At 45.8% G+C, this 13237-nt stretch carries 11 protein-coding genes; 4 read left to right on the forward strand and 7 right to left on the reverse strand.

Features of this window, described 5'->3' with window-relative positions:
* Positions 1–185 precede the first annotated feature (185 nt).
* Together BM358_RS12895 and BM358_RS12900 are read left to right on the forward strand one after the other, a co-directional pair.
* Positions 186–1481, forward strand: coding sequence for a GntP family permease (locus BM358_RS12895; RefSeq protein WP_028540931.1), 1296 nt, complete (start codon positions 186–188; stop codon positions 1479–1481).
* Between the two features lie 21 nt (positions 1482–1502).
* Positions 1503–2648, forward strand: coding sequence for a glycerate kinase family protein (locus BM358_RS12900; protein WP_028540930.1), 1146 nt, complete (start codon positions 1503–1505; stop codon positions 2646–2648).
* Positions 2649–2786: 138 nt separating this feature from the next.
* Here BM358_RS12900 and BM358_RS12905 read toward each other — a convergent pair whose 3' ends face one another.
* From BM358_RS12905 to BM358_RS12930, 5 genes are all read right to left on the reverse strand, one after another.
* On the reverse strand, positions 2787–3827 hold the full coding sequence (locus tag BM358_RS12905; protein ID WP_028540929.1) for a CdaR family transcriptional regulator: 1041 nt from the start codon (positions 3825–3827) through the stop codon (positions 2787–2789).
* Positions 3828–4114: 287 nt separating this feature from the next.
* Positions 4115–5236: an RDD family protein gene (locus BM358_RS12910; protein WP_023991053.1), complete on the reverse strand. Its 1122-nt coding sequence runs from the start codon at positions 5234–5236 to the stop codon at positions 4115–4117.
* Between the two features lie 314 nt (positions 5237–5550).
* Entirely contained in the window at positions 5551–6423 is an 873-nt protein-coding gene (locus tag BM358_RS12920; protein ID WP_028540928.1) for a GNAT family N-acetyltransferase, read from the reverse strand.
* An 89-nt stretch (positions 6424–6512) separates the two neighbouring features.
* Positions 6513–6983, reverse strand: coding sequence for a MerR family transcriptional regulator (locus BM358_RS12925; protein WP_023991051.1), 471 nt, complete (start codon positions 6981–6983; stop codon positions 6513–6515).
* Positions 6977–7705, reverse strand: coding sequence for an SDR family oxidoreductase (locus BM358_RS12930; protein WP_028540926.1), 729 nt, complete (start codon positions 7703–7705; stop codon positions 6977–6979). Before BM358_RS12930 ends, BM358_RS12925 begins: the two co-directional genes overlap by 7 nt.
* A gap of 150 nt (positions 7706–7855) precedes the next feature.
* Between BM358_RS12930 and BM358_RS12935 the strand changes: the two genes are divergently transcribed.
* Together BM358_RS12935 and BM358_RS12940 are read left to right on the forward strand one after the other, a co-directional pair.
* Complete coding sequence (locus BM358_RS12935; RefSeq protein ID WP_028540925.1) at positions 7856–9808, forward strand: BglG family transcription antiterminator; 1953 nt, start codon at positions 7856–7858, stop codon at positions 9806–9808.
* 165 nt (positions 9809–9973) lie between these two features.
* Positions 9974–11953 (forward strand): PTS fructose transporter subunit IIABC, encoded by a 1980-nt coding sequence (locus BM358_RS12940; protein ID WP_028540924.1) that lies wholly within the window; start codon positions 9974–9976, stop codon positions 11951–11953.
* 88 nt (positions 11954–12041) lie between these two features.
* On the opposite strand, the gene BM358_RS12945 is transcribed toward BM358_RS12940, so the two are convergent.
* Positions 12042–12209 carry an EamA family transporter gene (locus BM358_RS12945; RefSeq protein ID WP_305954070.1) on the reverse strand — a complete coding sequence of 56 codons (168 nt, stop codon included), beginning with the start codon at positions 12207–12209 and terminating at the stop codon, positions 12042–12044.
* Between the two features lie 38 nt (positions 12210–12247).
* Positions 12248–13162 carry a phosphatidate cytidylyltransferase gene (locus tag BM358_RS12950; RefSeq protein ID WP_028540923.1) on the reverse strand — a complete coding sequence of 305 codons (915 nt, stop codon included), beginning with the start codon at positions 13160–13162 and terminating at the stop codon, positions 12248–12250.
* Between the last annotated feature and the right edge of the window lie 75 nt (positions 13163–13237).

Consider the following 13237-nt stretch of genomic DNA (forward strand, 5'->3'; position numbering starts at 1 on the left):
AGATCCTGTTTGGATCTTCTCATATATAATGCTAGACTCAATACTGATTTCATCTATAGGTTCCAATTGAAGTTCGGATTTTTTGTTCAAATGCACAATCAATTTCGTCTGTTCTTCAATATTTTTAACGTGCGGCAATCGATATAATGAAAGCGTAATCAAAAATTACCCGGGGGGTTAGACAGATGGAAGGATTGACGATCAGTTGGATAGGAGCTCTGGCAGGGCTGGCTATTGCAATTATTCTGATATTAAGAAAGCTGAATCCGGTTTACGCTTTATTTTTGGGAGCTATTGTAGGCGCTTTATTGGGCGGAGCCAATTTGGAACAGACGATCAGCGTGTTAATAAGCGGTACGCAAAGTGTGATGGGGACGGTCATTCGTGTGCTTGCCGCAGGTGTATTGGCAGGTGTAATGATGGAATCCGGGGCAGCGGAGACGATTGCGCAGGCTATTGTAAAGAAGTTCGGCGGCAGTAAAGCGATACTCGCACTAGCCTTGGCGACGATGATTATTACGGCGGTAGGTGTATTTATTCCCGTTGCCGTGTTGATTGTGGCACCTATTGCATTGTCGGTCGGTAACAAAATGGGGATTTCTAAGCTGGCGCTCCTGTTGGCTTTGTCTGGAGGCGGAAAAGCGGGGAACATCATCTCTCCCAATCCTAATACGATTGCAGCGGCGCGCGGATTTAATCTGGATTTAAGCCACGTGATGTTGGCGGGTGTGGTTCCTGCGATATGCGGTTTAATCATGACTGTTTTGGTGGCATCTATGTTGAAAACCAAAGGTGTGAAGGTGTCCGACCAGGATATCATGGACAGTGATGTCGATACATCGAAATACCCGGCGTTGGGACGGGCGATTGTAGCCCCGCTGGTAGCTGTTATTTTGCTGATGATTAACCCGATTGGTTCCATCTCTGGTATTGAAGCACTTTCGAATTTCAAGGTGGATGCGATGTACATTTTGCCGATTGCTGGGATTGTGGGTATGCTGGCCATGGGACAAGGGCGCAATATCTTGAAGTATTCGGCCTCCGGTTTAAATAAAATGACGGCGACTGTGCTGATTTTGATCGGTGCGGGCGGGATTGCGGGTCTGATCTCTGCCTCCAACTTGTCTGCTCAGGTGGTTGGCCTGATTGAAGCTTCGGGAGTTTCCGGTACATTTTTGGCACCGCTTGCAGGCATTCTGATGGCAGCTGCTACGGCGTCCACCTCGACGGGCGTTATTTTGGCAACAGGCTCGTTTGGGGAAGCCATTCTGAACATGGGAACGGCCCCACTCGCTGCAGCTGTGATGGTGCATACAGGAGCTACAGTCATTGATTCCTTGCCGCAGGGCAACTATTTTCACGTCACGGCAGACAGCATGAAAATGAGCATTAAACAACGGATGGGCTTGATTCCTTACGAAGCTATTGTGGGTGGAACGATGGCAATTGTAGCGACAATCATGTATGGATTTTTACTTTAATATTCACGATGGGGTGAGAAGATGAGAGAGAAAACGTTTGTGCTGGCACCAGATTCTTTTAAAGAAAGCATGACGGCTAAAGAAGTATGTATCGCGATGGAGAAAGGACTGCGCAAGGTCTATCCGGCGGCGAATTATGTCCACGTACCGATGGCGGACGGCGGTGAAGGAACGGTGCAGTCACTGGTGGATGCGACAGGCGGACAGATTCGTTATATCGAGGTGACAGGACCGCTTGGAGAACCTGTAACTGCTGCATACGGCCTGCTGGGAGACGGCACCACAGCGGCAATCGAGATGGCATCCGCCAGTGGAATCCATTTGGTGAACAAGGATAACAAAAACCCGTTAAAGACAACAACCTACGGAACAGGGGAGTTAATCCGTGAATGTCTGAACCAGGGAATTCGAAAAATTATCATCGGCATTGGTGGAAGCGCGACGAATGATGGCGGTACAGGAATGGCGGAAGCGCTGGGCGCCAGATTTCTGGATACAAAAGGCAATACTCTTCCGCGCGGCGGCGGTAGTCTGGGCGAGCTGGCCAGTGTTGATATTTCATCACTGGATGACCGCTTGCAGCAGGTACAGTTAATTGTAGCCTGTGATGTGACAAATCCGCTGTGCGGAGAGCATGGGGCATCTCAAGTATTTGGGCCACAAAAAGGGGCAACTCCGGAAATGGTGCAGCAATTGGATGCCAATCTTGCTCATTACGCCGATGTGGTGAAGCAGCAGCTGGGCAAGGATGTGCGCGATCTCCCAGGCGCAGGCGCAGCAGGTGGATTGGGTGCGGGCTTATTAATTTTCACTCAGGCGGCGCTGCAAAAAGGCATTGAAATTGTGATTGAATACACAGGTTTAAAACAAAAGCTCGCCACTGCCGATATCGTTTTGACGGGGGAAGGCGGTATTGATTTTCAGACCAAATTCGGTAAAACTCCTTATGGAGTAGCCCAGGCGGCAAAACAGTCTGGTAAAAAGGTCATTGCGGTCGCAGGTTATATCGGGGAAGGGATCGACACGTTGTACAAGGAAGGAATAGATGCGGTGTTCGGCATCGTACCGGGAGCCTTGGAGCTCGGTAAGCTGCTGGCCGAAGGGCCGCAAAACGTAGAGCGTACGTGCGAGAATATCGCAAGAGTACTTCAATTGAGCGAGAAATGAACAGATGGAGAAGCGGGTTTTAAACATAAAACGGCATCATACAAATACGATATAATACGAGCGCTCGCCTGAGAAATTTGGGAGACGGCGAGCGAAAATATGGTGTTACTGGCGCATGGTCTGGCGTGATACAGCAGTTCATTGATACAGTGCCAATAAGCCGTGCGTAAGCTCAAAAAGCTGAAGGAGATTCCGGGGATCTTTACCGGTTAAGGTATGAATGCGCTTCAGGCGGTATTGCAGCGTATTTCGGTGAATATTTAATTCATCTGCGGTAAAGGAGACACTGCCGTTATGGTTAATAAAGCTTCGCAGCGTATCCAGCAAATCCACGGTATCTTCCAGCTTGCTAACCAGATAGATCGTATTCGTCAGGTTCGTTTGACTCAATTTGACCAGAAATTCGACTTCCGCAAAAGAAATTTTTTGCACAGGCGGGCGCAAAGCCAGTAAAACATTCATAGCTGACTTGGCCTGCATATAAACATCCGCAATGTTGATCTCTTGTCTGCTGACCGTAACCAGCACATCGGGATGGCTGCGCACAAGTGGCTCTAGCAGTTTGTCTGTCGGCTCCTGATTTTGTATTAGGATGAGATAGCAGTCTTCCTCCATACGAAAGGATGGATGCTGCATAAATATATTGGACAACTCGGCTAAATGAGCTGGATCAGTAGGCAGGTACTTTACATATACAGCCGAAGTTTTTAGAAGCAAATCAATGTGATATTGGGCTGCTTCTTTTTTTATTTTTTGCGTGTAGGCTCCCTGATGATTTAACAGCATTTCCAGCACAGATTTTTTGCGGTTGGCTTCGTGGGCCAGATGCTCCAAGGAGATCCGCTGTTCAATCAGGAGAGACACCGTAGTTTTAACAATATTGCAAAAAGGACGCACTTCATCAGGATTGCCTGAAATACCAATGACACCAACTAACTCATGATGAATGACAATCGGTTCATTGGTTCCCTTTTTCTCATAGTGGCCGTCCTGCCACACTTCAACCATTTTCCCAGTTTCGAGCGCCTGAACAGCTCCTTGGTGAATGGTTCCGATTCGTTCACTCTCGCCGCTGCCAATGATGATGCCTCGTTCATTCATAATATTGATATTGTATGGAATATCCTTCATCATTTTGTCTACGATGTCTTGGGCTTGTTTTTCGGAGAGCTGAAACAAAATCCGGATTCCTCCTTTATCTATAGTGATATAGCGTATTTTAATGTATCACCTTAATGAAAGGGTTTCCAATTTATTGTGCATCTGAACAATATGATAAAGCGGATTACCGAACATGTCAGTCAATTTTATCATAGATGTGAAATTGCAGCATATTATAATAATCCATTAAACGATGTTATATATTTTTGCATTGAGTGTAATCTAGAGTATAGTTGTACGCAAAAAAACAGGGCTCATAGGAGCACCTGCTTTTTGTCTATCCTTTTTATTGCCAGCCACGCTGTCTAATGACGGACCTCGCGGAAGCTGTAGATAATATCATGTAGCTCTTTCTTAAAACGACTATATTTAGATGCGGGCGTATATCCGAGCACCTGATAATAATCATTTTCGGTCTCAATAATCGCCACATGGGTGACATAATGGTTCACATCTTTTTGTCCTTTAATCGTAAACTCAATGGCAGGATATCCATGAATCGTTGTGTTAGATGAAGGTCCTACAGTAGAGAGATTAAACTCTTTGGTCATGTTGTATTGAATTTTCTTTGTGTAGTGCTGGAGAGTTACATTGCCCAATTCCTTTTTCGAATTGGATACTACCGCAACGGACTTTTGAATGTACGGATTAAATATCGCAATCTCTGCTTTTCCTTCACGGTCCGGGTCTGTTGACCAGTCCAGCGGGGCCGTGATTTGAAATCGTCCATCTTTACTTACATAGCTTTGCTCTTTCTTGCTCACTGGAGCTTCAGGAGGTACGTAACTGTCTGCAAGTATAAAAATAGCATTTACAAACGAGGCTCCCAAGATCACCATTGCAGTAAAAAATATAAAGAGCGAACGTTTCATTGTCTTTTTGTTAATCGGCTCTAAATCCCGTACCTTTACAACATATGTACCTGCAGCTAAATCACCAATTCGTTGTCTTGATGCAGTTACTAACACACTGATACCAGCAGGTATCCCACCCATTAGCAACGGATTGGTGTCTATGAGTCTGAGCAGCGTACGAATGAGTGATTTAAGAAAACCAGGAGGCTTTCCTTCCCCGTTAACCACCTTAATACGAAAAACGAACTTACCCAGCGTATAGCCTGTGTAACCTTCCAAAAGCAAATAATAGCTGAAGAAAGCAATAAGCAGAATACAACGGGTTGCAATCGCTAAAGGCAAAAACCATCTGTCCGTTATTTGAATGACAGAAATAAAAAAACAAATATACCCGATTACAAAAAATATGCAATCAAAAACTGTTGCTCCCCACCGTCTAAACAGAGTAGAATTCCCGTATGTTTTTGATAACGCCGCCATCCTGTTTGGATCTACCCCATAATTTTGACCATGCTGAATGTACGTCTGTCTTGAAGTTTCCTGCGGATTGTGTGATATGTGCTGTTCGTCCAAAAAATACACCTCTTCTTAATAATTGAAAACACACTCCTTATATTAACGGTCATTTTACAATCCATGTTTAGGAAAACATTCTATAAACAAAGAAATTATTATAAATATCCCTTCCTCTCATTGAACCGCATTCAGGCGCTAGTAGAGCCAGAGAATGCACAATCCTTGCGGTTGCTTGAAAAAGCAGGCTTTCGGCAAGAAGGGCTCCTCTCCCAATATGAATTTACGCTAGGGAAATATGATGATCTTTACATGTGCGCATTGGTCAAATCAGAGTATATCAATCGTTCTCAGAAATGATAGATGTAGGTGAATCAAGCGGGAGAGCTTGGATTCAGCGGCATACCCATTTCATATTGCTCAATGGAGTCTTTCGAGAGACCTATTTTTTGGATAAAGCCTTCAAGAGAGTCATTGTCAGACAGACAGATGTACACCTTCTCAATCTTTTGGATCTCTGCTGCTCTATGAAGGAGGGCGCATCCTAATCCTTGGTTGCGATGCTTAGGATCGACCCAAAGAAAGTTGATTTTACCCTTAGCACTCATGCTCACCATGCCGAGGCACGTTTGATTTACTTCGTAGATGCCGAGAAAAGCTTCCTGTGTACTAGTGGCGTAATAAGGTGTGTCACTTTGCCAATGGATGTGGCAGTCGATAAGGGTCTTTCGAAAAGCTGCGATGTCATCAAATGTAACTTCCTTAAGAATATACGAAGATGAGAGGGCAGCGGGTGGGGTGGAGGGCAGAGTGCCGTTGTAGTATTTCAGCGTATAGCGTGGCTGATAGCCTTGCTTTTTATATAATTTGACGGCCCGATGATTATCCTTGATGACTTCGAGCCATAGCTGCTGGCAACCCGCGGAGATGGCTGTTTGTTTATGTAATTCCAGCAACTTGTTGCTAATCCCCTGACCACGGTAAGCCGGGGCGATGCATAGCGTGCCGCAACGCATGGTCTTGTACCCGTCGAACTGCCGGACACCGCCAAGAATTAAGCCGATCGGTTGATCCTCATCCATGGCAAGGAAAGAGTGATTCCGTGTATTACCCTCTGGACCAAAAAAACGTGCTGCGAAATCGTCCTGATCCGTGGTCAGACGAATGGAATAATCCGAGAACCCAAGCGAAAATGCTTGGAAAATGTGTTCCATACTGACGTCATTGCATCTCACATAGGTGATCACCGTTATTCCCCCTAGAAATTCATACTATATTTGGATTATAGGGAATTAAGGGAGCTCCATCAATCTCCCGCTGAAAATAAAAAAACCCCTTAAAAAAGGGGATTGGTGCTGGGTGTTGTAGGGTTGCAATTCGTGTCGCTAAGATCAGGATTGGTAGAGAGGTCACGATAATGGTTGAGCTTATATTCAATAATTTTTTGGGTTTCCATCAGTCTGGAAATTTCTTGTTGAATCTTCTGATTATGTTTTTCAAGTAAGGAGTGTCTGATCGGAATGGTGCTGTTGCCTTGCATCGAAAGTTCTCGATAATGCTTCATTTCCTCTATAGTCATTCCAGTGGCTTTTAATCGGGTTAAAAAGATAATCCCCAGAATCTGATCTCTACTGTAGAACCTGTGTCCGTTAGCCTTTCGTTCTGCATAAGGCAGCAAGCCAATTCGCTCATAATAGCGTATAGTATCTTCTGTTAAACCTGTTAGTTCTGCAGCTTGACTAATAGAGGTTATGGTCTCCGGAATTTCCTGCAAAGTATCCCACTCCTTAATTGTAACGATTACCAAGGCACTTCTCCATTCGAGTCGAAAAACCCTCCTGACGGCCCGTCATTATTTAAAGTGGCTAAACGAACAACGACAGCAGCAGCTTGTTGTACCGAACCCGGTCCTGTAAAGCCATTTAAGTCAGTGGCGGTAAAGCCAGGGTCAGCCGAATTAATTTTGAGAGGTGAGTCTTTGAATTCTTTGGCAAGGGTGACGGTGAACATATTAACCGCTGCCTTGCTGCTATTGTAGGCAAGCAAATTAAATTGTGCATGCTCATGCTCAGGATCGCCATTATAGGTTAACGAACCAAGGCCACTCGACAAGTTAACGATTCTACCACAAGGAGATTCTTGCAATAAAGGTAGCATGGCTTGCGTCACGGCGACCAAACCGAAAAAGTTCGTTTCATACGTTTCTCTTAAATCGTTCAAAGAGAACTGACTTGGAGGAGGGGCTCCTCCTAAAGATATGCCGGCATTGTTGATTAGTACATCAAGGGAACCGAATTCTTGTTTGATCTGTTGGACTGCGGAATCAATCGTACTTTGATTCGTCACGTCTAACAAAATCAATCGGGCTTCTACTCCCTCATTAGCCAACTTAGCCACCGCTTCCCGGCCGCTCTGCTCATTCCGTGAGCCAATCAGGATTGTAATACCCATCCCCCCCAATTGTCTGGCTGTTTCATACCCGATGCCTTTGTTGGCCCCAGTAATAAGAGCTGTTTTCCCAATAGTCATGAGCGATTCCTCTTTTCATTATTCTTGAATTTGGCGGCCACCATGCTTTAAATGTACTACTTGGAGTATACTTAAAGTCAACACAAAACCAGCAAAAATATAGCTCGAAATGCCCTGGACATTCTTTATTTTGGAAGATGGGAGAATGGAATGAATAAAAGGCAAATGGAAATTTTACGCATGTTGTTAACTGAACCGGACCGGTTGTGGTTAGCGCAGGATCTGGCGGATCTGACCGACTGCTCTGAAAAGACGATCCGCAACGATCTGAAAGTAATTGAAGATTATATCGTCAAGCATTCTGATGCCAATCTGGTGAGAAGGCCGGGACGCGGCATTTATCTGGAGATGGGTGAAGCGGATCAGAATGAATTGTTCCATCGACTGTATGCGGACGAGAGTACAGCCCAACATGAGTCGGATGAGGAAAGGGTGCTGCATCTCGCCTATCGGCTCTTGATGAATGCCAAGCCTGTGACCATCCAGGATCTAGCTTCACAGTATTATGTGAACAAGACGGTGATTCGTAGAGATATGGAGAAGATCGATGGCTGGCTGCACAGCTTTGATCTGGCCTTGATTACCAAGCAGCGCGTTGGATTGACCATTCAAGGCTCTGAGAAAAATAAGCGCATCGCTTTGGCGCGGATGAACCAGCTGATTGACAGTCCTGAGTTAACAGGACAGATGATGCGCAAACAGTTTGAATCGCACGAGATTACAACCATAAATCATGAATTAAAAGCATTTCAAAAACGCCATGAGCTCAGCTTTACTGACGAAGCTTTCGAAGCTCTAATGCTGCATATTCTCTTAATGGTCAAACGAACCAAGATGGGACAACCCATTTCGCTCTCCAAGCAGGACATTGCCTTTTTGCAGGAGAGACGCGAATTTACATGGGCTACGTCTTTTTTGCAGCAGTTGCAAAAGTTGTTTGCTGTGCCTTTTTCCAAGGAAGAGACGGCGTATTTAACTCTGCACCTGCTTAGTGGGAAGTTCCGTTACCAGCAGGAGGGAAGAACAGGAAAACAAGGTGAGCTGGCAGATAGTCACCCGCTTTTGCCTGAGTTGATTGAGCAGTTAGTTCGGCGGATGTCCGAGCTGAATATGATTGCCTTTTCCAAGGACAAGATGTTACTGAAAGGGTTGAATGTCCATTTATATACGACCCTGAACCGTCTTCAATATGGGTTGACCGTGTCCAATCCTATGCTGGCCGAGATCAAGAAGATGTACCCCTACATGTTCGACCGAGTTATTATTACACTGGAAGAGGTGGGGAAATGGATCCGGCTATCCTTCCCCGAGGAGGAAGCGGCGTATTTAACGCTGCATTTTCAGGCTTCTGTGGAGCGATTGCACCAGAAAGAGAGTCATCCCCAGAGAGCCATCATCGTGTGTCACATGGGCATCGGTATGTCCCAACTGCTACGCACCAAGGTGGAACGTAAATTTCCGGCTGTACATGTGGAGACAACCCTTTCCAAAGCAGAAGTCCAGGACTATCTGGCAGCCCAGGAGGTGGATCTCGTCATTACCACTGTAGATCTCCCAGAGATGAACATTCCGCACATTCTCGTCTCTCCCTTGCTGGATGTCAAGGACGAACGTCGACTGGAGCAAGTGATCCGACGACTGGATGAGCCGGAACATAGGGCAGCAGAAGAATCGGTATTTTTTAAATATACAACACCTTTTTTGGTCTTTCCCCAGCAGGAAGTGCAGCATCCGGAACAATTGATCTCCAAGCTGGCGCAAATACTGGAGGACAAAGGATATGTGGAGCCTGGTTATGTGGACAGCGTACTGGCGCGAGAAAAAATGTCGGCCACGACGATTGGGGGAGGCATAGCCATCCCGCATGGCGGTTCTGAGTGGATAAGGCAGTCCTCCATTGTAATCGCTACCTTGAAGCAGCCGCTTACCTGGGGAACCGAGAAAGTAGAGCTTGTGTTCTTGCTTGCGGTCAAACAGGATGGGCGGGAAGAAATGCGCCAGTTATTTAAGGAATTGTCCCTGATCAGTGAGCAGCCTGCTTTGGTTCATGCCTTATCTAAGGAGACCGATGCGATGAGATTATTAGGGAGAATGAAGGGATAAACTAAAAAAGCTGTGCTCTGGAACAGGACTTATAGATAAGTCCTGTTTTTTGCCGGTATAATTCCGTTTTTCCGAAAGTTCCGGTAAAAAGTTCGTCCGATAACAGCAAGATAGGCGTTTATACTATCAATGTAAGCGGAAACAACAGAGAGAAGGGGAATGACTATGAAGATATTGGCGATTACCTCATGTCCTAACGGAATTGCACATACGTATATGGCAGCTGAGAATCTGCAAAAGGCAGCAGCAAAGCTGGGCGTCGAGATGAAGGTCGAGACACAAGGCTCCATTGGAGTCGAAAATCAACTGACCGAGCAGGAGATCCGTGAGGCAGATGGCATTATTATTGCAGCGGATAAAACGGTGGTTAAAGACCGCTTCGTCGGTAAGAAACTGCTGGTCGTTGGCGTACAGGATGGCATTCGCCGTCCAGAAGAATTGATCCAGCGGGTGATGAAGGGTAATGTACCTGTGTACCAAGCAGAGTCACGTTCTGCCGAAGGTAGCTCACAGGAGAACAAACCGAAACAAAATCCCATCTACCGCCACTTGATGAACGGTGTATCCTATATGGTACCCTTCATCGTCATTGGGGGATTGCTCATTGCCATTGCGTTGACGATTGGCGGTGAGAAGACACCAGGCGGTCTGGTTATACCGGACGGTTCATTCTGGAAGACGGTTCAGGATATCGGTTCGGCTTCGTTTACCTTTATGATACCGATCCTCGCCGGATTTATCGCGATGAGTATTGCAGATAGACCGGGGCTTGCACCGGGTATGATTGGCGGATTCATTGCTGCGAACGGCAGCTTTTATGGAAGTGAGGCGGGGGCTGGATTTATCGGCGGCATTATCGCCGGTTTCCTGGCGGGTTATGTTGCACTTGGGATTCGAAAAATCAAGGTTGGCCGAGCATTACAGCCGATCATGCCTATAATTATTATCCCTGTATTGGCATCTTTAATTGTAGGATTAATCTTTGTCTTTGTGATTGGTGCTCCAGTCGCACAATTGTTTGAAGCTTTAACAGGTTGGCTTGCAGGTATGCAAGGTACAAGTTCAATTCTACTGGCATTGATTCTAGGTGCGATGATCTCCTTTGATATGGGCGGCCCTGTGAACAAAGTTGCTTTCTTATTCGGTTCGGCCATGATCGGCGAAGGGAATTATGAAATTATGGGGCCAATCGCCGTTGCGATTTGTATTCCACCGATTGGGATGGGACTTGCAGCGATGATCAACAAACGTAAATTTGCACCTGCGGAACGCGAGGCTGGGAAGGCAACATTCACAATGGGGTTGTTCGGTATTACCGAAGGTGCAATTCCATTCGCGGCGCAAGATCCACTGCGTGTTATTCCTAGTATCATGGTAGGATCCATGGTCGGTTCAGTCATTGCGATGTTGGGGAATGTAGGTGACAAGGTAGCTCACGGTGGACCGATTGTAGCTGTACTTGGTGCAGTAGATCATGTGCTTATGTTCTTTATCGCCGTTATTGTCGGCGTAGCTGTATCGGTTGTCCTGGTGAGCTTGCTGAAAAAAGATATTGCAGCAACTGTAACTCCAGATGCTGCTGGGGAAGCTGGACAATCTGCGATTACTACAAAGGCCGCTGCGGAGTCATCTGCATCAACAACTGTCACAAATAACGGGCCGGCCGTGTCTTCGCAAACCATTCACATTGAGAAACTGACGGATATTGTAACGATGGATCTGATTAATTTGGATCTGGAAGGAACGACACGAGATGCTGTGGTTGATGAAATGATCAGAGCACTTGAGAGAACTGGAGCCGTAAGCTCTGCCAGTGATTTCAAACAGGCGATATTATCCAGAGAGGAAGAAGGCTCCACAGGCATTGGAATGAATATTGCCATTCCTCATGGCAAATCGGAAGCGGTCCTGAAACCAAGCGTGGTCTTCGGCATCCAGCAGGGCGGTGTTGACTGGAATAGTGCAGACGGAAGTGAAGCAAAACTGATCTTCATGATTGCCGTACCGCGCAACAGCAAGGAAAATGCGCATCTGAAAGTACTGCAGATGTTATCGCGTAAGCTGATGGATGATCATTTCAGAGAAGCGCTCCTGGCGGTTAAAACGAAGGAAGAAGCATATCAATTGCTGGATCAGGTGCATTAATTCCAAGCGATAAGAACTTGAATCAAAAAAAAGAGGCTCCCGAAGTTTCAGCCGGGAGCCTCTTTTCTTGAGAAGGTCTTTGCGTAAGTCAGCGGCGTTCACCGCGTGATATAAGTATGATGCCGAGAAATACAAAGCCTGCACCAGCCAGATGAGCCAATGAGAAGGATTCACGGAGGATGATATAGGACAGCAACAGTGTACTGACGGGAATACAACCCCGTGAGGATAGGCTGCTTTTTTCACAACAAGATATTGTGTTCCATGATCATCTAGGTTTGAGCCATGTAATCGCTACATAAAGTCAAAAAAATAACGGATCACGTGAAAAAAGACGGGCGAGGTGTAGGTCAAGCTATCCACCCGACTTAAATAGCTTTTTTTCAAAGCATCGAACTTGTCATCATCGCCGATTAATAAATCCCGCTTCAGCACGGAAACCGTTAAGCTACCGAAGAAACCGCTCAAGCTGATCAGCATGCCGAAAATAATTCCAAATTTCAGGTCAAACGGCGTCAGATAGGGATAGATAAGATAGGAAGCCGCTATGGTTACGGGAAAAGCGAATGCAAAGCCTTCCCAAGTTATATTGGGATTGGATGTCGGGACGATTTTCCGCTTTCCGAAATAGAGTGATGCTAGATAGTGTACGACATCATTGAGCTGCGTCAGTACCACTAGAAAAAGTACAAGTTTTGCTCCGTATTGCGGCGTAGCAAACTGAAAATAGGCCAGATGACTCAACCCGAAAACCATCAGCATGAGCCCCCATTGGGTCGAACTGACACTGCGCAAAAAACCAACCGTTCCTTTGTTGATCAATCGCGGGAGCGGTAGCAGTAAGAATACATAGATAGGGATAAAGACAATAAACATTCCGTACCACCCGATATAAATCCAATAAAATTGTACGGGAATCGCTAAGTACGCCCATAGAAACAATCTGCGATCAGCTTTTCTGGATCTAATCATGGAAAAGTATTCTTTTAGCGCAAAAAAGGTGAGTGCCATCAAGGAAAGCAGTGAAACGATCGGATTGAAAAGAGTTGCCAAGCAAAAGATAAGGAACATACCCCACCATGTCTTGATGCGAAGCCCAATAGCTGCATAGTCTTTGTCTGGCTGTGTTTTGACTACCACTATATAAATCAGATGGATGACCAATAAGGCTGTGAAAATAAGGATTAACGTTAATAGCGAACTGTCCATTACCACTCACCAACTTATCGCGAAATAGGATTCCATTAAGGTTCCTATGTTATTATGAAGGAATAATTCAAACTT

This window comes from Paenibacillus sp. cl130 (assembly GCF_900116035.1).
Classification (GTDB): domain Bacteria; phylum Bacillota; class Bacilli; order Paenibacillales; family Paenibacillaceae; genus Paenibacillus; species Paenibacillus polymyxa_B.